Source organism: Jiangella rhizosphaerae (assembly GCF_003579925.1).
GTDB lineage: Bacteria > Actinomycetota > Actinomycetes > Jiangellales > Jiangellaceae > Jiangella > Jiangella rhizosphaerae.
On record NZ_QUAL01000154.1, the window covers coordinates 46,185 to 65,272 of the forward strand.

At 72.8% G+C, this 19,088-nt stretch carries 16 protein-coding genes; 7 read left to right on the forward strand and 9 right to left on the reverse strand.

What is annotated here, in order from left to right:
- Positions 1 to 41 precede the first annotated feature (41 nt).
- Together DY240_RS16185 and DY240_RS16190 are read left to right on the forward strand one after the other, a co-directional pair.
- Positions 42 to 2,777 carry an ATP-binding protein gene (locus DY240_RS16185; protein ID WP_119660876.1) on the forward strand — a complete coding sequence of 912 codons (2,736 nt, stop codon included), beginning with the start codon at positions 42 to 44 and terminating at the stop codon, positions 2,775 to 2,777.
- Positions 2,778 to 2,986: 209 nt separating this feature from the next.
- Entirely contained in the window at positions 2,987 to 4,306 is a 1,320-nt protein-coding gene (locus DY240_RS16190) for an FAD-binding oxidoreductase (RefSeq protein ID WP_119660877.1), read from the forward strand.
- A gap of 83 nt (positions 4,307 to 4,389) precedes the next feature.
- On the opposite strand, the gene DY240_RS16195 is transcribed toward DY240_RS16190, so the two are convergent.
- Entirely contained in the window at positions 4,390 to 5,370 is a 981-nt protein-coding gene (locus tag DY240_RS16195; RefSeq protein ID WP_119660878.1) for an o-succinylbenzoate synthase, read from the reverse strand.
- Between the two features lie 65 nt (positions 5,371 to 5,435).
- Here DY240_RS16195 and DY240_RS16200 point away from each other — a divergent pair, with 65 nt between their 5' ends.
- Positions 5,436 to 6,845 (forward strand): lipase maturation factor family protein, encoded by a 1,410-nt coding sequence (locus DY240_RS16200; RefSeq protein WP_119660879.1) that lies wholly within the window; start codon positions 5,436 to 5,438, stop codon positions 6,843 to 6,845.
- Positions 6,846 to 6,899: 54 nt separating this feature from the next.
- On the opposite strand, the gene DY240_RS16205 is transcribed toward DY240_RS16200, so the two are convergent.
- Entirely contained in the window at positions 6,900 to 7,187 is a 288-nt protein-coding gene (locus tag DY240_RS16205; RefSeq protein ID WP_119660896.1) for a WhiB family transcriptional regulator, read from the reverse strand.
- 221 nt (positions 7,188 to 7,408) lie between these two features.
- Between DY240_RS16205 and DY240_RS16210 the strand changes: the two genes are divergently transcribed.
- On the forward strand, positions 7,409 to 9,844 hold the full coding sequence (locus tag DY240_RS16210; RefSeq protein ID WP_158602878.1) for a transglycosylase domain-containing protein: 2,436 nt from the start codon (positions 7,409 to 7,411) through the stop codon (positions 9,842 to 9,844).
- A gap of 33 nt (positions 9,845 to 9,877) precedes the next feature.
- Positions 9,878 to 10,324 carry a hypothetical protein gene (locus tag DY240_RS16215; RefSeq protein WP_119660881.1) on the forward strand — a complete coding sequence of 149 codons (447 nt, stop codon included), beginning with the start codon at positions 9,878 to 9,880 and terminating at the stop codon, positions 10,322 to 10,324.
- Between the two features lie 7 nt (positions 10,325 to 10,331).
- On the opposite strand, the gene DY240_RS16220 is transcribed toward DY240_RS16215, so the two are convergent.
- From DY240_RS16220 to DY240_RS16240, 5 genes are all read right to left on the reverse strand, one after another.
- Complete coding sequence (locus DY240_RS16220; protein ID WP_119660882.1) at positions 10,332 to 11,483, reverse strand: ArsA family ATPase; 1,152 nt, start codon at positions 11,481 to 11,483, stop codon at positions 10,332 to 10,334.
- Positions 11,480 to 12,457 carry an ArsA-related P-loop ATPase gene (locus tag DY240_RS16225; protein ID WP_119660883.1) on the reverse strand — a complete coding sequence of 326 codons (978 nt, stop codon included), beginning with the start codon at positions 12,455 to 12,457 and terminating at the stop codon, positions 11,480 to 11,482. The genes DY240_RS16220 and DY240_RS16225 overlap by 4 nt, the downstream gene beginning before the upstream one ends.
- Before the next feature lie 240 nt (positions 12,458 to 12,697).
- Complete coding sequence (locus tag DY240_RS16230) at positions 12,698 to 13,414, reverse strand: phosphatase PAP2 family protein (RefSeq protein ID WP_119660884.1); 717 nt, start codon at positions 13,412 to 13,414, stop codon at positions 12,698 to 12,700.
- A 143-nt stretch (positions 13,415 to 13,557) separates the two neighbouring features.
- Positions 13,558 to 15,207, reverse strand: coding sequence for an ABC transporter permease (locus DY240_RS16235; protein ID WP_147375355.1), 1,650 nt, complete (start codon positions 15,205 to 15,207; stop codon positions 13,558 to 13,560).
- Entirely contained in the window at positions 15,204 to 16,130 is a 927-nt protein-coding gene (locus DY240_RS16240) for an ABC transporter ATP-binding protein (protein WP_119660886.1), read from the reverse strand. The genes DY240_RS16235 and DY240_RS16240 overlap by 4 nt, the downstream gene beginning before the upstream one ends.
- 64 nt (positions 16,131 to 16,194) lie before the next feature.
- On the opposite strand from DY240_RS16240, the gene DY240_RS16245 reads away from it, so the two are divergent.
- Positions 16,195 to 16,725: a GbsR/MarR family transcriptional regulator gene (locus tag DY240_RS16245; protein ID WP_119660897.1), complete on the forward strand. Its 531-nt coding sequence runs from the start codon at positions 16,195 to 16,197 to the stop codon at positions 16,723 to 16,725.
- Here DY240_RS16245 and DY240_RS16250 read toward each other — a convergent pair.
- The gene (locus tag DY240_RS16250) at positions 16,682 to 17,515 is read right to left on the reverse strand and encodes a DMT family transporter (RefSeq protein ID WP_147375356.1); all 834 of its coding nucleotides are present in this window, start codon (positions 17,513 to 17,515) and stop codon (positions 16,682 to 16,684) included. The two genes, DY240_RS16245 and DY240_RS16250, sit on opposite strands and share 44 nt — an antisense overlap.
- 184 nt (positions 17,516 to 17,699) lie before the next feature.
- Between DY240_RS16250 and DY240_RS16255 the strand changes: the two genes are divergently transcribed.
- On the forward strand, positions 17,700 to 18,212 hold the full coding sequence (locus DY240_RS16255) for a GbsR/MarR family transcriptional regulator (protein WP_119660888.1): 513 nt from the start codon (positions 17,700 to 17,702) through the stop codon (positions 18,210 to 18,212).
- Here DY240_RS16255 and DY240_RS16260 read toward each other — a convergent pair.
- Positions 18,195 to 19,088, reverse strand: an 894-nt coding sequence (locus tag DY240_RS16260; protein WP_147375357.1) for a dihydrolipoamide acetyltransferase family protein, incomplete at its 5' end; no start/stop codon positions are given. The genes DY240_RS16255 and DY240_RS16260 overlap by 18 nt on opposite strands.

Consider the following 19,088-nt stretch of genomic DNA (forward strand, 5'->3'; position numbering starts at 1 on the left):
GGTCCTCGCGGTCGGCGTTTGTGGCGGGCCACAATGGCCGGGTGGTCGCTCCGGAGATCTCGGCGCGCGAGGCCGAGGTGCTCGCGGCGCTCGGCGAACACCTGACCAACGCCGAGATCGCCGCCCGGTTCGTCATCTCCGTCCGCACCGTCGAGAGCCACGTGTCCGCGCTGCTGCGCAAGTTCGGCGCGAGCGACCGGCGGGCACTGGCCGCGCTGGCGCCGTCGGTGGTGTCGGCCGGTCCGGCCGCGCCCGGCCTGCCGGCGCCGCTGACGTCGTTCGTCGGACGCGAGGCCGAGCGGGCCGCGCTGCTGGAAGCGGTCACGTCGCAGCGCCTGGTGGTGGCGGTCGGCCCGGGAGGGGTGGGGAAGACTCGGCTGGCGCTGGCCGTCGCGGCCGACGTCGCGGACCGGTTCGCCGGGGGCGTCTGGTACACCGACCTCGTTCCCGTGCCCGACGGTGACGCCGTGCCGGCCGCCGTGGCGACGGCGCTGGGCCTGGGCGAGCAGCCGGGCCGGAGCGTCCTGGAGACGGTGACCGGCTGGGCGCGCGGACGCTCGGCGCTGCTGGTCCTGGACAACTGCGAGCACGTGCTCGACGGCGTCGCCGGGTTCGTCGAGCCGTTGCTGGCCGCCGCGCCCGGGTTGACGGTCCTGGCCACCAGCCGATCCCGGCTACTGCTGCCGTTCGAGTGGGTGGTGCCGGTCGGTGGCTTGGGCGACGACGCGGGGGCGTTGTTCGTCGAGCGTGCTCGTGCGGCCGGTGTCGTGCTGGACGCCGGGTCGGCCGGGCCGGTGGCGGCGATCTGCGCCGCGCTCGACGGCAACCCGCTGGCGATCGAGCTGGCCGCGGCCCGGTTGCCGGCCGTCGGGCTGGACGGGCTGGAGAGCGGGCTGGGCGACCGGCTCCGGCTGCTCGACGGCGCGCGTCGCGGCGGCGGGCGGCACGGGTCGCTGCGCTCGGCGCTGGACTGGAGCCACGACCTCCTCGACGACGTGGGACGGGCGGTCCTGCGGCGGGTGTCGGTGTTCGCGGCGCCGTTCCGGGCCTCCGACGCCGCGGCGGTGGCCGGGGGCTCTGCCGCGACGCTGGCCGCCCTGGCCGACGACAGCCTGCTGGTGCCGGTGGCCGGCGGGGACGCGACCCGATACCACGCGCTGGAGACGATCCGTCAGTACGGCGCCGAGCGGCTCGTGGAGGCGGGTGAGGACGAGGAGGTCCGGGCCGCGCACCTGCGCTGGTGCACCGAGGAGGGGACGGCGCTGCTGGCCGCCGACGCCGCGGCCCCTGACTGGCGCGGCCGTTTCGACCTCCTCGTCGACGACCTCCGCGCCGCCGTCGCCTGGGCCGCCTCGGTGGAACCCGCCGCCATCTCTCCAGGCTCCTCCGCGGCGGAGGCGGCATCCCTGCTGGGCCGGCTCTGTCACCGTCGCGGGCTGCCGGCCGAGGCGCAGCGCCGGTTCGAGCAGGCCGCCACACTCGCGCCGGACGACGCAGGCGCGGCTACCCAGCTCCGTCTCGCCGCCGGGTCGGCGCGGTCCCGGCTGGCCGGCGACGACGCCCTGCGGCTGCACCTCGCCGCGGCCGAAGCCGCCGAGCGCGCGGGCGACACCGTCCTGGCAGCCCGCCAGTACGCCCACGCGGCCGAACTCGTGCACCGCTCCGCCGGCATCCTGACCGAGGTGCCGCCCGCGGCGACCGCGGCGGCCTGGCTGGCCACCGCCCAGCGGCTGGCAGGCGACGACCCCGGGACCCGTGCCCGCTGCGCCGTCGTCGAGGCGTTCGCCGCCGCGGACACCGACCCGCACACCGTCGCCGTCACCGAACGAGCCCTCGAGCTGGCCCGGGAGAGCGGCGACCCGATCGCCGAGAGCGCGGCCCTCGACCAGCTCACCGGCCTGCGGCTGGCGCGCGGCGAGGCACGCGCCGCCCTGGAGAGTGCGCTGCGGCGGACGTCGTTGTTGGCCGGGCCGTCCGATCCCGAGCGCGGCTTCGAGCTGTCCGACGCGTACGGCATGGCGACCGAGTCGGCGATCGCCGCCGGCGACCTCCGGCAGGCCCGCCAGGCCGCCGAGACCCTCCGCGGCCTGCCGTCACAGCGCGAGGTCGCGCACGTCGGCACCGCGCGGCTCGTCGTCGTCATGGTGCTGACCGGCGACTGGACCGAGGCGATCGCCGTCGGCGAGCTGTTCCGGGAGAGCTGGGAGCGGGCCGGCCGTCCGCGCATCCCGTCGTTGCGCAGGGTCGCCGCCGCACTCGGCGCGGTCCACGGGGCGCGGGGCGACGCCGCGGCGCAGGCCGTCTGGCACGACGTCGAGGCGGGTGTGGGTGCGGTCGAGCGGCGGCCGCACGACCAGCGCGCCGTCGAAAGCGTCTTCACCGCGCTCGAGATGCTGCACCTCGACCGGCCGGCCGACGCGGTCGCCGTCCTGCACCGGCCGCCCGACGAGTTCCGCGGCTGGTTCGAACTGATCTGGCGGCCCTGGTACGCGGCCGTCTGGGCCGAGGCGGCCGTCCTGGCCGACCTGCCCGACGCGGCCGAGCGGGTCGGCCGCGCACGCCCGTTCACCACCGACAACGTCGTGGCCGCCGCCGTCGTCGACCGGACGGCCGCGCTGGCCGGCCGCGACCGTGACGGCGTGCTCGCGGCCGCGGAGACGCTGGACGCGGCCGCCTGCCGCTACCAGTGGGCGCGCAGCCTGCTCCTGGCCGGCGGCGAGCACCGCTCCCGCGGCGCCCGCGCCCTCGCCGACCTGGGCGCACCCATCCACTACTGATCCCTTCTCCCTCGTGGGCCGCACCGCCGCCTGGGACCTCGCGGTCGGCATCCACGGAGGCATTTCCGTGGTCGATCCGTGCTCACCACGGATGTCCGCCGGTCCTCGCGCGGCGATCGTGAAGTCATCGCGAAAAAAGTTCCGCCGCGGATGTCGAGAACGGGTTCCGCTCTCCGACGTACCGGGTGAGACCGCCCAGAGGAGAGACGATGACGATCACCATCCAGCACCCGCAGACCTCCGCCGCCACCGTGCTGCGCGGTGCCATCGCCGGCGCCGTCCACGAGCCGGGCGACGCCGGGTACGACCGGCACCGCAAGCCGCTGCTGCCGACGCTCGACCCGCGGCCGGACCTGGTGGTCGAGGCGCGGTCGACGGCTGACGTGCAGGCCGCGGTGCGGGCGGCCCGCGAGCACGACCTGCCGTTCTCCGTCCAGGCGACCGGGCACGGCACGTACGTCCCCAACGACGGCGGCCTGCTGCTGAAGACGACGGCCATGTCGTCGGTGTTCGTCGACCCGAGCCGTCAGGTCGTCCGCGTCCGTCCCGGCACCGTGTGGGGCGACGTGCTGGCGGCGACCCGGCCGTACGGGCTGGCACCGCTGTCCGGCTCGTCGCCGACGGTGGGCGTCACCGGCTACACGCTCGGCGGCGGGATGGGCTGGCTCGCCCGCAAGCACGGCTTCGCCGCGGACAGCGTGCTGTCGGCGGACATCGTGACGGCCGACGGCACGCTGCTGACCGTCAGCGCCGACCGGCACCCCGACCTGTTCTGGGCGATCCGGGGCGGTGGCGGCGGCTTCGGCGTCGTCACCTCGCTGGAGTTCCGCGTCTACCCCGTCGCGCAGGTGTACGGCGGCATCTCCTGGTTCGACGTGACGCGGGCGGCGGCGGCGCTGCGGGCCTACCGCGAGTGGGCCGCCACCGCGCCGGACGAGATGAGCAGCGCCGTCGTGCTGACGACGATCCCGGACGTCGAGGCGATGCCGGCCGAGCTGCGGGGCCGCCGGGCGCTCGGCATCAAGACCATGTACACCGGCCGCGCCGATGATGCCGAGCGGCTGCTCCGCCCGCTGCGCCTCGCCGCCGGCCCGGCGCTGGTCGACGGCTACCGGAGCATGGACTACGCCGACGCCGCGATGGGCGGCACCCCGGCACGGTTCTTCGACTTCTTCCCGGCCCTCGGCGACGAGGTCGTGGACACGGTGGTCGAGGCGGCAGAGGCCGGGTCGACGGTGGAGATCCGGCACTACGACGGCGCGACCGCCCGTCCCGGTGTCGATGCCGGACCGGTCAGCCACCGCGGCGTGCCGTTCAGCGTCATCCTCGACAAGCCGACGCCGGAGTTCGTGAACCGGCTGCGTCCGCACGGCATCGGCGGCGCGTTCCTCAACTTCCTCGCCGACACCACGCGGACGGCGGCCGCCTACACCCCTGCCGACTACGCCCGGCTGTGCGCCGTCAAGGCCGCCTACGACCCGGAGCGCTTCTTCGGCCAGGGCCACGCCGCCCTCGCCGCCTCGGAATGATCACGTTCACCACCCGATCCCCTGCGTCACGAGGACTTCAGGCCTCGTGACGCAGGGGTAGGCCTCGTGATGCAGCGCGGCGCTCAGACCGAGGCGAGGGCGCGGACGCGGGACAGGCGGTCGCGCCACCACTGCTCCCGCTTGGCGTCGGTGAGCCGGAACTCGGCCAGCTTCGGCGGGTCGGGGGACGGCGGCGCCGCCGGGACGGGGAGCGAGCCACCGAGCGGCCGCAGGCCGGCACCGTCGGCGACCACGTCGCCGGTGAACAGCGAGAGCGTCCCGAGCCCGCAGGCATAGGGCAGCTCCGGCAACGCGCCGGCCAGGGCGAGCTGACCGGCCAGCCCGACGCTGGTCTCCAACGCCGACGACACGACGCACGGCAGGCCGGCCGCTTCCGCGACCCGCAGCGCCCGGCGCACCCCGCCCAGTGGCGTCCCCTTGATGACGGCGACGTCGGCGGCGCCCGCGACGGCGACGCGGAGCGGGTCGTCGGCGCGGCGGATCGACTCGTCGGCCGCGATCGGGACGTCGACCGCACGCCGCACCGCCGCCAGCTCCTCCAACGTCCGGCACGGCTGCTCCGCGTACTCCAGCCCGCCCGCCGCCCGGTCCAGCAGCCGCAGCGACCGCACCGCGGTGTCGACGTCCCAGACGGCGTTGGCGTCGACCCGGACCCGCCCCGCGGCGCCCAGGGCCGCACGGACCGCCTCGACCCGGGCCAGGTCCTCGGCCAGCGAGTCCGCGTGGTCGGCGACCTTCACCTTCGCCGTCGTGCAGCCCGACGCGGCGACGATCTCATGCGCCCGCTCGGGCCCGACCGCCGGGACCGTGCAGTTGACCGGGATCAGGTCGCGCACCGGCGCCGGCGGCGGCAGCGTCGCCTGCTCGACGGCGGCCTGCAGCCAGGGCACGGACTCGGCGTCGTCGTAGTCGGCGAACGGGCAGAACTCGCCCCAGCCGGCCGGCCCCTCGATCAGCATGCCCTCGCGGACGGTGATGCCGCGGAACCGGGTGCGCAGCGGGATCGCGTAGACCAGCGCGCCCGCGAAGTCGAGGTCGGCCACCGGTCCATGCTGCCAGGGTTTGATCAGCGCACCCACGGGCACCCTAGGGGCGAGAGGCGCATGGCATGGACTGGTTCTCCGCCGAGGGCTACTGGCTGAGCCGGCTGGTCTTCCAGCGGGCTCTGGCCCTCGTCTACCTCATGGCGTTCGTCGGCGCCGTCCGCCAGTTCCGCGGGCTGCTCGGCGAGCGGGGCCTGACGCCGATCCCGAGGTACGTCGCACGCGTCCGGTTCCGCCACGCGCCGAGCCTGTTCCAGTGGCACTACTCCGACCGCTTCTTCGCAGCGGTCGCGTGGGTGGGCGTGCTGTGGTCGGCGGGCCTGCTGCTCGGCCTGGCCGACGATCTGCCGGTCTGGGCGAACCTGCTGGTCTGGGCGGTTCCCTGGGCGCTGTACCTGTCGATCGTGCAGGTGGGGCAGGTCTGGTACGGCTTCGGTTGGGAGTCGCTGCTGTGCGAGGTGGGGTTCCTGGCGATCTTCCTCGGGCCGGCGACGGTGCCGCCGCCGGTCCTGGTGCTGGTCGCGCTGTGGTGGGTGCTGTTCCGGCTGGAGTTCGGCGCCGGGCTGATCAAGCTGCGCGGCGATCGCTGCTGGCGCGACCTGACCTGCCTGTACTACCACCACGAGACGCAGCCGATGCCGAACCCGCTGAGCTGGTGGTTCCACCGGCTGCCGCGCTGGGCGCACCGCGTCGAGGTGGCGGCGAACCACGTCACGCAGCTGGTCGTCCCGTTCCTGCTGTTCCTGCCGCAGCCCGTGCGGACCGGCGCCGCCGTCGTCGTCATCGTGACGCAGGGATGGCTCGTGCTCAGCGGCAACTTCGCCTGGCTCAACGTGCTGACCATGGTGGCGGCGACGACGGCGGTGGGCGGCGGCCTGTGGTCGGCGGTCCTGCCGGTGGACGCCCGCGCCGAGCTCGCCGACCCGCCCGGCTGGTACGTCATCGTCATCATCGGGCTGGCCGCCGTGCTCGTCGTGCTGAGTTACTGGCCGGTGCGGAACCTGCTCTCCAGCCGGCAGGTGATGAACACCAGCTTCAACCCGCTGCTGCTGGTGAACACGTACGGGGCGTTCGGCAGCATCACCCGGATCCGGCACGAGGTCGTCATCGAGGGCACGACCGACGCGGTGATCGGGCCGGACACCGTCTGGCAGGAGTACGAGTTCCGAGGCAAGCCGGGCGACGTGCACCGCCGGCCGCGCCAGGTCGCGCCGTACCACCTGCGGCTGGACTGGCTGATGTGGTTCGCCGCGATCTCGCCGGGCTACGCGCAGCCGTGGTTCCCGGCGCTGCTGGCGAAGCTGCGTGACAACGACGCCGACGTGCTGGCGTTGCTGCGGCACAACCCGTTCCCGCACCTGCCGCCGGCACACGTGCGGGCGCGGCTCTACCGCTACCGGTTCACCGATCGGCGCGAGCGCCGCGACACCGGCGCGTGGTGGCACCGGACGCTCGTCGGCGACTACCGGGCCTGAACATACGCCGGCCCCGGGCGCTCGCCCGGGGCCTCAGCGTTCTTCTGAAAGGTGTCAGCCGGCCTTGATCATGTACTCGTCGCGTGCGGCCTCGAGCAACCCGCGCCACGACTGGACCTCGGGACGACGGCGGAGGAGGGCGCGACGCTCACGCTCCGTCATGCCGCCCCAGATGCCGAACTCGGTCCGGTTGTCCAGCGCGTCGGCCAGGCACTCGGTGCGGACCGGGCAGCCGAGGCACACGGCCTTGGCCCGGTTCTGCGCCGCACCCTGGACGAACAGCTCGTCTGGCTCAGTGCTGCGGCACGCCGCCAAGCTGGTCCAGTCATCGATCCATGTCATCCGGCTGTCACCCCCGTCAACTTGGTGAACACACCAAACCCTCTCTAGTTCACCCCGATGACGTGACGCTATGCAAACCCGAGGGTCATGACCAGACCCTGATCGACCGAAACCACTATCAACCGCTTGGACGATGGCGGCCGAGTCGAGCACCTGTTAGTGAGTGGCGCGCCGACTCTCAGTTAGAGACAGTGCGGCATAACGACGTAAGCTTGCCGTCCATGGCGATACGTCCCTCCGCCGTCGTAGCCACGATACGCCGTGTCCTCCTCGTCGCGGGTGTCGCCGCGCTGTGTGGCGTCCTGCTCGCAGGTCTCGCCCTGCCCGTGGTCGCCGGGCTGGGGCTCACCGCCCGCGAGAGTGCCGACACGTTCGCCGCCATGCCGGCCGACCTCGAGCCCGGCCCCATGGCCCAGACGTCGTACCTGTACGACGCCGACGGCCAGGTGCTGGCCTCGTTCTTCGAGGAGAACCGCGTCCCGGTCGGGCTCGACCAGATCGCGCCGGTGATGAAGGACGCCATCCTCGCCATCGAGGACGACCGCTTCTACGAGCGCGGCCCCATCGACATCCAGGGCACGCTGCGGGCGTTCCTGCGCAACGTCGAGGCGGGCGAGACGCAGGGTGGTGGCTCCACGCTCACCCAGCAGTACGTGAAGCAGGTGCGCATCTCGCAGGCCACCACCCCCGAGGAGGTCGCCGAGGTCCAGGCGAGCAGCGGGGTCGAGGGCTACCGCCGCAAGCTCGAGGAGCTGCGCATGGCCGTCCAGGTCGAGCAGGAGCTCACCAAGGACGAGATTCTCGAGCGCTACCTCAACATCGCCTTCTTCGGCTCACGCTCATACGGCATCGAGGCCGCCGCGCGGACGTATTTCTCCACCTCCGCCGCGGAGCTGACACTGCCGCAGGCCGCGCTGCTCGCCGGCATCGTGCAGCAGCCGGTCGCCTACGACCCCACCCGCGACCCCGAGGCCGCGCTGGGCCGCCGCAACGTCGTGCTCAACCGCATGGCCGCCACCGGCCGCATCACCGAGGCGGAGGCCGCCGAGGCCCGGCAGACCGATCTCGGCCTGAACCTCAGCGCCACGCCGAACGGCTGCGTTCCTTCGTACGCCGGCTACTTCTGCGACTACGTCGTGCACGAGCTGCTCACCATGCCGGAGCTCGGCGAGACGCCTGAGGAGCGCCAGGCGATGCTCGAGCGTGGCGGCCTGCGCGTCGAGACCACCATCAGCGCGTCCGCGCAGCAGGCCGCCCAGGCCGCCGTGTCCGACCGCGTCGCGCCCACCGACTCCGCCATCGGCTCGCTGGCCACGGTGCAGCCCAACAACGGCTACATCCGCGCGATGGCCAACTCCCGCACCTACGGCGTCGAGGGCAACGGCGTCAGCAGCATCAACTACGCCGTCGACGAGAACATGGGCGGCGGCAACGGCATCCAGTCCGGGTCGACGTTCAAGGCGTTCGTGCTGGCGGCGGCCATCGACCAGGGCATCCCGCTCAACACGTCGATCAACTCGCCGCAGCAGGTCAACCTGCGGGTGAATTCGTTCGACACCTGTGAGGGACGCATCCGCAGCAGCGAGACCTGGTCGCCGAAGAACTCCACCGGCAGCGGCACGTTCAACCTGCGCACCGGCACGGAGCGCTCGGTGAACACCTTCTTCGCCCAGTTGGAGCAGCGCACCGGGCTCTGCGCGCCGGCCACCATCGCGCAGAGCGCCGGCGTCATGCGTGCCGACCTCGACGAGAACGGCGAGGTGCAGCCGCTCGCTCAGGTGCCGTCGTTCACCCTGGGCGCCAACGAGGTGTCGCCGCTGTCGATGGCCGCGGCCTACGCGATGTTCGCCAACCGCGGCGTCCACTGCCCGACGACGTCGGTCGTCCGGGTCACCGACGCCGCAGGCAACGTGCTGGTCGACCACACCCAGCCGACCTGCGAGCAGGTCCTCAAGCCTGAGGTCGCCGACGCCGTCAACTCCGTCCTGCAGGGGGTCATCCACAACCCGGGCGCTACCGGCAACCGCATGCGCCTCGACGACGGCCGACCGGCGGCGGGCAAGACCGGTACGACGAACGGTGCCATCGCCGTCTGGTTCGTCGGCTACACGCCGCAGCTGTCCACGGCCGTGGCGGTCGCCGACGTCGACGGCCGGCTGGAGTCGCTGGACGGCCGCACCTACAACGGCGAGCGGATCCGTGAAGCCTGCGGTGGCTGCATCCCCGGTCCCATCTGGAAGCAGATGATGGACGACGCGCTCGAGGGCGCCGAGGAGATCCCGTTCACCGCGCCCGACCCTGAGACCATTCGCGGCGTGACCGTGCCGGTTCCCGACGTCCGCGGCATGGACGCCGACGCCGCCATCCAGACGCTCCAGGACGCCGGCTTCAGCGCCGCCGTCGGTGGGGAGGTGAACTCGGACTTACAGGAGGGCCTCGTCGTCAGCACCGACCCCGGTGCCGGCGCTGAGGTCGTCTCAGGTTCGAACGTCACCCTCACGGTGAGCAACGGCGAGCCCGAAGAGCCCACCGACGATTTCACCGTCGGCCCGCCCGTCGAGCCCCCGGTCTTCGGCGACGAGGACGGCAACGACAACGGCAACGAAGGCGGCGGCAACGACGGCTGGCGCGACGGCTTCCTGAACACCATCCCGTAGCGGCCGCGGCGTCGGCGAGGCTGGGCGGGAGCCGTGGCCGGCAGGACGTGGACGCTCGTCGGGCGGGCGCTGGCCGGCGTCGTACTGGGTCTGGTGGTGCTCGTCGCGGCGGGCATCGCCATCGTGTGGTGGCAGTGGCAGCAGGCCGAACAGGAGGTCCTGGACGATCAGGCCACGCAGGCCGAGATCGTCCGGGGCAAGCTGGAGCGGCTGCGCGACCGAGGACCGCTCCTCGAGGCGGACGTCGCCGAGGTCGTCGACAGGGCGGAGAACGGGACGCTCTACTCGATGACCGAGCGACGTGACGACACCTACATCGTGGCCTCAGTGGGTGCGCTCGGGGGCCCGGCCATCAGCGTGCAATCCGGTCCGGACTACGCCTGCTACGGCTTCACCGTCCCGGCGTCGTCCGAACCGGTCACCGTCGAGCGACTGTCCCCCGAGGAGGGCCGCTGGCCCGAGGAATGCCGCAGCGACTGAGCGGCCGTCAGCGCGCGTCGAACAGCTCGCCGATCTCGCGCAGGCCGTCGAGGTCGTGGACGTCGCCCGCCAACGCGGGGATGCGGGTGACCGGGACCTCGGGGTGGGCGGCGCTGAAGCGCTCGCCGATCCGCTCGTCGCGGGCGGCCAGCTTGAGCCGGTCGGCGTGCAGGCGCAGCAGGGCCGCGGTCAGCGCGTGCGACCCGGACGACTCCAGCCGCTCGGCCGCCGCGACCGCCTGCTCCGCGCCGATGCCCGCCGCGTCGGAGGCGTGCACCCGGTTGAGCACCAGCCCGGCCAGCGGCATGGCGTCGCGGGAGAGCCGGTCGACGAAGTACGAGGCCTCGCGCAGCGCGTCGTGCTCGGGGGCCGCGACGACGATGAACGCGGTCTCCGGACGCTTGAGCAGGGCATACGTCTGCTCCGCCCGCTCGCGGAAGCCGCCGAACATGGTGTCGAGGGCGTTGACGAACGTCGACACGTCCTTGAGCAGCTCGCCGCCGAGGATCTTGGTCAGCGTCGACGTGACGACGTTGAAGCCGGCGTGCAGTAGCTTGAGGTACGTCCGTCCGCCCGCGCGCGCCGTGCCGCCGAGCAGCCGGATCAGCCGTCCGTCGAGGAACGACCCGAGCCGCTCGGGAGCGTCGAGGAAGTCCAGCGCCGACCGCGCCGGCGGGGTGTCGACGACGATGAGGTCCCAGTCGGAGCGGGCCCGCAGCTGGCCCAGCTTCTCCATCGCCATGTACTCCTGCGTCCCCGCGAACGACGACGACAACGCCTGGTAGAAGGGGTTGGCGAGAATCTGCCGCGCGCGGTCCGGCGTGGTGTGGTCCTCGACCACCTCGTCGAAGGTGCGCTTCATGTCGAGCATCATCGCGTCGAGGCTGCCGCCGGCCTCGACGTCGACGCCCTTGACGGCGCGAGGGGTGTTGTCGAGCTCGGACAGCCCCATCGACTGCGCCAGCCGGCGGGCGGGGTCGATGGTCAGCACGACGGCCTTGCGGCCCCGCTCGGCCGCCCGCAGCGCGATGGCCGCCGCCGTGGTGGTCTTGCCGACGCCGCCGGAGCCGCAGGTGACGACGATGCGAATGCGGCGGTCGTCGATGAGGCGGTCGACGTCGAAGTGGGCGGGCTTCGCGGCCCGTGGTCCGGGATTCACACGGCACCCTGCTCGGCCAGTGCGTCGGCCAGTTCGTAGAGAGCGGTCGGGTCGATGCCGTCGGCGATGCGCGGCAGTTCGTACACCGGCCGGCCGAGGTCGTCGACCAGCGCCCGCTGGGCCTCCTCCAGCGCCGTCCGCTCGGCGTGGTCCGCGGCCTCGCGGACGAGCAGGTCGACGACGCCGTCGGACGCGGGCAGCCCGGCGGCGCGCAGCCCGGCCAGCACGTCGTCGTGGTCGAGGCGGCCACGGCGGGCGGCGGGCAGCGAGCGGGCCGCGAGATGCGGCGGCCGGACCTGGTTGACGACGACGGCGCCCACCGGGATGTGCGCGGCCTGCAGGTCGGCGACGGCGTCGGCGGTCTCCTGGACCGGCATGTCCTCGAGCAGCGTCACGACGTGCACGGCCGTGCGCGGGCTGTGGATGAGGTCGGTGATGGAGTTGGCCTGCCGGTTGATCGGGCCGACCCGGGCCAGCGACGACACCGACGTGGTGACGTCGAGGAAGCGGACCACGCGGCCGGTCGGCGGGGCGTCGAGCACGACGGCGTCATAGGCGTAGTGGTCGCCGGTGCGGCGCCGGGTGGCCTCGTACGCCTTGCCGGTGAGCAGGACGTCGCGCAGGCCCGGGGCGATGGTGGTGGCGAAGTCGACGAAGCCGAGCTTGTCCAGCGCCCGTCCGGCCCGGCCGAGCCGGTAGAACATCGCGAGGTACTCGTGCATGGCCTCGCGTGCGTCGATGGCAAGGGCGAAGACCTCGCCGCCGCCGGGCGCCGAGGCCACGCGGTGCTCCTCGTAGGCCAGCGGCGGGACGTCGAACAGCTGGGCCAGACCCTGCCGCTCCTCGACCTCCGCGATCAGCACCCGGCGTCCGCCGGCCGCCAGCGCCATGGCGAGCGCGCCCGCCACGGTCGTCTTGCCGGTGCCACCTTTCCCGGTGACGACGTGCAGCCGCACGCCCTCCCAGTCACCCATGCTGTGCCCTTGTTCGATCGTCGTGTCACGCACAGGATATGAGCCCCGTGTCCGGCGTCCGTGGGCACCGCCCGCGGGATGGGCCGGCGACGCGGCACGGGCACCCCACCCCCGGCCGCAGTGTTGATCTTGGAGTTGTTCGGCATCTGTGGGGCGAAATGTCCGGTAGATGGCCGAACAACTCCAAGATCAACGGGGGTTGGGGCACCGGCGGTCGGGGGTGTACGACCCCCGCGAGGTTTACGGGACCGCCGGCACGTGCTGCTTGAAGGCATGGAGCGAGCGGCCGTGCAGCAGCCGCTGCAGCCCGAACCCGGCGGCCAGCGTGACGTAGCCGCCGACGGCGTCGAGCACGTAGTGATTGCCGGTGGCGGTGATGACCAGCACCGTCGCGAGCGGGTACAGCACGCCGAGCACCCGCAGCCAGCGGCGCCGGGCGAACATCACGATCAGGATGCCGCACCACAGAGACCAGCCGGCGTGCATGGACGGCATGGCGGCGTACTGGTTCGACAGGCTCTGCAGATCGCCGGAGGTCAGCGCGCCCACGGTCTCGTGGATGGCGACGGTGTCGTAGAACCCGCCGGACGGCAGCAGCCGCGGCGGTGCCAGCGGGAACAGGAAGTAGCCGAACAGCGCCAGCCCGGTGGTGAAGGCCAGCACCGTGCGCGCCGCTCTGTAGCGGCCGGGATGGCGGACGAACAGCCAGACCAGCACGCTTCCGGTGACCACGAAGTGCAGGAACACGTAGAAGTAGTTGACGGTGACGGTCAGCCACTCGATGGCGTGCACGGTGTGGTTGAGCCAGAGCTCGAAGTCGATGTTCATGCTCTGCTCGGTGGTCCAGATGCGGACGCTGTTGGCGACGGCCCGGGCTTCGTCGTCGGGCACGCTGTTGCGGATGACCGAGTACACGCCGTAGACGGCGGCCAGGATGCCGAGTTCGACGATGAGCATGGGGCGGCGCGGTGTGCGAAGGTGCAGCAGCGCTCGTCGCAGGAGTACGGACGGGGTGCGAGGAGGGGCCGGCGCGGGGGTTTCCCGCGCCGGCTCATCCACGACTGATGGATGTGCCACCCTGATTTCCCCCAGTAACCGGTTCAGGTCGTCGTCAGGTCACGCCGGCGGAAGCCGAGCAGACCGATCCAGATGAGGGCGACCGCTAGCACACCCATTATGACAACCGCGACCGTCCCGAGGTCTCCTCCTGGAAGAGGAGAAGCGGCGTCCAAGGGCGAGATCTTCATCACCCAGTCGGGGAATTGGAAGAAGCCGGCCAGCATGCCCACGATCACGGCGTAGGTCAGCACGATCCACGACAGGTGCACCAGGTGCGGCACGAGACCGACCAGTGCGACGGCGACGGCGGTGATCAGCCAGATCCCCGGCATGTGGGCCACGGAGGCGCCCAGCAGCTTGCCGAACATGCTCCCGTCGTCCAGCGCCAGCGACGCCGTCAGCGCGAGGCCGAGGCCGCCGCCCAGCATGAGCAGCAGGCTGCCGCCCATTGCGATGACGAGGTGGCTGGCGGCGAACCGGACTCGCGACACGGCCGTCGCCAGTACCGGTTCGGCCCGGCCGGCGGTCTCCTCGTTGCGCAGCCGCACCACCGCCGTCAGGCCGTAGGCCGCGGCCAGCAGTGCCAACATCTGCACGACCAGGGCCATGAACCCGTCGATCAGAGTGCCGGCGTCGCCGAGCACGTCCTGCAGGGTCGAGTTGTCCGACACGAACTCCTCGATCGAGGACGCCAGGCTGCCGTAGGCGAGGCCGAACACGATCAGGCCGGCGCCCCAGCCGATGAGGCCGCCACGCTGCAGTCGCAGGGCCAGGCCGAGCGGCGATGACAGCCTCGCGCCCGCCCGCGGGCTACCCGGCCGCGCCTGGACCAGCCCAGCGCCGACGTCGCGCCGGCTGGTCGTCGCATACGCCACAGCGACCAGCAGCGCCGTGACGGCCAGGGCGATCAGAAGCGGCCACCAGCGGTCGTCGACGTAGACCTTCGTGCGCTGGGCCCAGCCGATCGGCGACAGCCACGAGAGCGCCTCAGCGCCGACGTCCCCGATGGCGCGCAGCGAGAATGCCGCACCCAGGACCGCGACGCCGAGACCGGACGCCGCGCGGGCGTGTTCGGTCACCTGTGCGGTCAGGGCGCCGACCCCGGCGAAGACGAGGCCGACGGAGGCTACCGCAGCGCCGAACAGCAGCGAGCTGGAGACCGAGAGCTCGTCCAGAGCCGACGGCATCAGCACGCCGAGCAGCAGGCCGATGAGGACGTTCGCCCCGGCCACGACCGTGAACGCGGCCGTGGTGCCGGCGTGCCGGCCGAGGACGCCGGCGCGCAGCAACTCGGTGCGTCCGGTCTCCTCCTCGGCGCGCGTGTGCCGCACCATCAGCAGGATGCTCATCAGCCCCATCGTGATGGCGACCCACAGCAGCAGCTCGTTCGCGGTCATCGCGCCGAACGTGTAGTCGTCGGTGCCGTACGCGGGACCGGTCAGCGCGACGGTGGCGGGGTTGTCGAGAAGTTCGGCGCGGGCCTGCCGGTCGGCCTGTGTCGGGTACGTCTCCGGGAAGGTGGGCAGGCTGCCGACGACCAGGAGCACGATGGCCCCGATCCAGATCGGAAGCCGGACGCGGTCGCGGCGCAGGATGAACCGGATCAGCGTGACGGTCCCGGTCAATGTGGTCCCGCCGGACCGCGGCGCGGCGTGCTGGCGGGGGCTCGGCTGGGCGGTGGTCACGCTCACGACGAGGCCCCCGCCTCGGCTGCGGCCTGTTCGGCGCCGAGCTCGTCGCCGTAGTGACGCAGGAACAGTTCCTCGAGCGTCGGCGGCTGGCTGGTGAGGGTCTGGATGCCGAAGCCCGTGAGGTGCCTGACGGCGCCGTCGAGCTGGGCGGTGTCGACGTCGAAGGTCACCCGGTGGTCCTCGACCACGAGGTCGTGGATGCCGGGCAGCTGGTCCAGCCCGGTGACCGGGCGGGCGGTCTCGGCGTGGATGGACGTGCGGGTGAGGTGGCGCAGCTCCGCCAGGGTGCCGCTCTCGACGATCGTGCCGGCCCGGATGATGCTGACGCGGTCGCACAGCTTCTCCACCTCGGACAGGATGTGGCTGGACAGCAGCACCGTCTTGCCGTCGTCCTTCCACTCGTCGATGACCTCGTTGAAGACGGCTTCCATCAGCGGGTCGAGGCCCGAGGTGGGCTCGTCCAGGATGAGCAGCTCGACGTCGGAGGACAGCGCGGCCACCAGCGCCACCTTCTGCCGGTTTCCTTTCGAGTAGGTGCGGCCCTTCTTCGTCGGGTCGAGGTCGAACCGGTCGAGCAGATCCTGTCGGCGCTTCTCGTCCAGCCCGCCGCGCAGCCGGCCGAGGAGGTCGATGGCCTCGCCGCCGCTGAGGTTGGGCCAGAGGTTGACGTCGCCCGGCACGTAGGCCAGCCGCCGGTGCAGCGCCACGGCGTCGTCCCAGGGATCGCCGCCGAGCAGCCGGACGGTGCCGGAGTCGGCCCGCAGCAGACCCAGCAGTACGCGGATCGTCGTCGACTTGCCGGCCCCGTTGGGGCCGAGGAACCCGTGGACCTCGCCGGTGGACACCCGCAGGTCGAGCCCGTCGAGAGCGCGGACCGTCCCGAAGGTCTTGACGACGCCGGCGACGTCGATCGCAGTTGTCATGATGGCGACACTACACACTCTTCACAGTTTTGTGAATTGATTTAAGTCCGTTATGGTCGTGAACATGCCAGGGGGTGGGAAGGTGTCCGGCGACGCCGAGAGGGAGGCGCGCGCCCGGTTCGTCGAACAGTTCGCGATGCTGCTGAGCGACGCCGGCATGCAGCGGATGCCGGCCCGGGTGTTCGCCTACGTCCTCGCCTCGGATGCCGAGACGCACACGGCCGCCGAGCTGGCCGACGGCCTGCGGGTCAGCGCGGCGGCCATCTCCGGGGCCGTACGGCCGCTCGTCGACATGGGAATCCTGGTGCGCGATCGCGCTCCGGGCGACCGCGTCGACCACTACCGCGTCTACGGCGACGACGTCTGGTCGACCCTCATCGGGCGGCAGGAGCCGATGTACCGCCACATCGACGTGCTCTTCACCGAGGGCCTGAAGACGCTGTCACCGGGTGCGGGCCGGCGGCGGATCCACGAGACGCGGGAGTTCTATCGCTTCGTCCACGCGGAGTTCGACACGCTGACGCGGCGGTGGCGGGAGCGGCGGGCCGGCGTCAGCGAGTCGCCGGAACCCGCTCGGGCCGCGCCGGGCGAGTGACCGGTGCCCGGCTGCCGCGGGCCAGCAGCACCACGCCGGCGGCGGCCGTCAGTGCGGCGGCGACGCTCACCGTCGCCTCGATCGGCCCGCCCGTGAACCGCTCGCCCAGCAGCCCGATGCCGATGGCCGAGGCGGTCACCGGGTTGACGATGGTCGCGGTGGCCAGCGGGGCGCCCAAGCCGCCGCGGTACGCCCGCCGCGACAGCAGCAGGCCGGTGGAGGCCAGCACCAGCACGACGGCGCTGGCCGGCTGCAGTGCCGCCGACAGGCCGGAGTCGGCGACGCGGATGGTCACCGTCTGCGTCAGCGCGGACGACACCCCGAACGTCGTGCCGGCGGCGAGCGCGAACAGCAGGCTCCGGCGGACCGGCCGCAGCGGGAGCCGCGAGGCGGCGCCCACGGCGACCGCGATGAGCGCGACCACCGCGAGCGTGAGGAGGAGGATCTGCGTGGAGCTCAGCTCGCTGCGCGGCCGGGTCGGCGCGGCCAGCAGCAACAACGCGGCCAGGCCGGCCATACTCAGGGCCATGCCCCGCCACTCGCGCGGGGTGACCCGGCGCCGCGTCAGCCCCCACGAGAGCACGAGCGCGAACGCCAGGCTGAGCACGCCCAGCGGCTGCACCAACGTCAGCGGGCCGTAGTGCAGCGCACACACGTGCAGGCCGGACGCGGCGACGGTGAGCGCCGTGGGGTACCACCAGCGGCGACGGGCGACCATGCCGAGGGCGGCCAGGGCGTGCAGGCTGGCGGCTCCGACGGCGAACGCCACCGCCAGGCCCGTGCTGCTCACCGCCATCCCCCAATCCGGCACCGGTGGGGCGGCATGACCGCAGCGCCCACGGCTCTACCGAATGTAGTGGCTCACCGGGGCGTGCGGCCGCGGCACCCCCACCTACCCGCCAACCTAGCGTTCGTTCACGAAGTTGTGAAATGGCTGAACGTATGATGGTGCTCACAGCGAAGGAGGACCTCCGATGACCGGTCCGGCGACGGACGACCACGACGCGTTGCTGCGCTTCGTGGAGCAGTTCGCGCTGGTGCTCACCGAGTCCGGACTGCCGCGCATGCCCGCCCGGGTGTTCGCCTACGTGCTGGCCGAGGACGCCGAGCGCTACACCGCGGCCGAGCTGGCCGAGGGCCTTCGGGTGAGCCCCGCCGCCATCTCCGGCGCCGTGCGCTCCCTGGTGCAGGCCGGCCTGCTGGCCCGCGAGCGCGAGCCCGGCTCCCGCGCCGACCACTACCGCATCTATGACGACGACGTCTGGTCGCACATCATCATGCAGCGCGAGCCGCTGCTGCGCCGCTACACCACCGTCCTCTCCGAAGGCCTCGGCACCCTCGGCGAGGGCCGCGGCGCCCGGCGCATCGCCGAGACCCTCGACTACATGCAGTTCATGCGGGCGGAGCTGCCGCTCATGATCGAGCGCTGGCGCAAGCACCGCGCCGAGCATCCACCGCCGCCCGACGCCTCAGAGGTCGAGGAGTAGCCCCAGCGGCGATTCCACGCAGTCGGCGACGTAGCGGAGGAAGCCGCCGGCGACGCCGCCGTCGCAGACCCGGTGGTCGAAGGTCAGCGACAGCTGGGTGACCTTGCGGACCGCCAGCCGGCCGTCGACGACCCAGGGCTTGTCGACGATGCGGCCGACGCCCAGCAGGGCGGCCTCCGGGTGGTTGATGATCGGGGTGGAGCCGTCGACGCCGAAGACGCCGTAGTTGTTCAGGGTGAACGTGCCGCCGGTGAGCTCGGCCGGGGTCAGGGTGCCGGCCCGGGCGGCGTCGGTGAGGCGGGCCAGCTCCGCGGCCAGCTGCGCCGTGCTGAGGTTCTGTGCGTCGTGGACGACGGGCACGACGAGGCCGCGGTCGGTCTGCGCGGCGAAGCCGAGCCCGATGGAGCCGTGGCGGATCAGCACGAGGTCGTCGCCGTCGCGCTCGACGGAGGCGTTGAGCTCGGGGAACCGGGCGAGCGCCGCGACCGTGATGCGCCCGAGCAGCGCCAGCAGCCCGACCGGCCGGTCCGGCGCGGCCGCCCGCAGCGCGTCGCGCGCCTCGACCAGCGCCGTGGCGTCGACGTCGACCCAGGTGGTGGCGTCGGGGATCTCGCGACGGCTGCGTGCCAGCTTGTCCGCGATCGCGCGGCGCACTCCTCGCAGCGGCTCTCTGCCGTCCGGCGGGGTCGCGGACGGCGTACGCGGGGGCGCCGCGGGCGCGCCGTTCGCCGTCGCCGCCTCGACGTCGCGACGGAGGATCACGCCGCCTGGACCGGAGCCGCTGAGCACGCGCACGTCGACCCCGCGGTCGCGGGCCAGCCGGCGGACGACGGGCGACAGCACGCGCGGCGCGCCGCCGGCTGCCGCCCGGTCGCC

Bases quoted from the DNA above. Each gene is read 5' to 3' on its own strand.
- DY240_RS16190 (WP_119660877.1), top strand. From the start codon at position 2,987: ATGACGATCACCATCCAGCACCCGCAGACCTCCGCCGCCACCGTGCTG.
- DY240_RS16200 (WP_119660879.1), top strand. From the start codon at position 5,436: ATGGACTGGTTCTCCGCCGAGGGCTACTGGCTGAGCCGGCTGGTCTTC.
- DY240_RS16205 (WP_119660896.1), bottom strand. From the start codon at position 7,187: ATGACATGGATCGATGACTGGACCAGCTTGGCGGCGTGCCGCAGCACT.
- DY240_RS16210 (WP_158602878.1), top strand. From the start codon at position 7,409: ATGGCGATACGTCCCTCCGCCGTCGTAGCCACGATACGCCGTGTCCTC.
- DY240_RS16225 (WP_119660883.1), bottom strand. From the start codon at position 12,457: ATGGGTGACTGGGAGGGCGTGCGGCTGCACGTCGTCACCGGGAAAGGT.
- DY240_RS16230 (WP_119660884.1), bottom strand. From the start codon at position 13,414: ATGCTCATCGTCGAACTCGGCATCCTGGCCGCCGTCTACGGCGTGTAC.
- DY240_RS16240 (WP_119660886.1), bottom strand. From the start codon at position 16,130: ATGACAACTGCGATCGACGTCGCCGGCGTCGTCAAGACCTTCGGGACG.
- DY240_RS16245 (WP_119660897.1), top strand. From the start codon at position 16,195: ATGCCAGGGGGTGGGAAGGTGTCCGGCGACGCCGAGAGGGAGGCGCGC.
- DY240_RS16255 (WP_119660888.1), top strand. From the start codon at position 17,700: ATGACCGGTCCGGCGACGGACGACCACGACGCGTTGCTGCGCTTCGTG.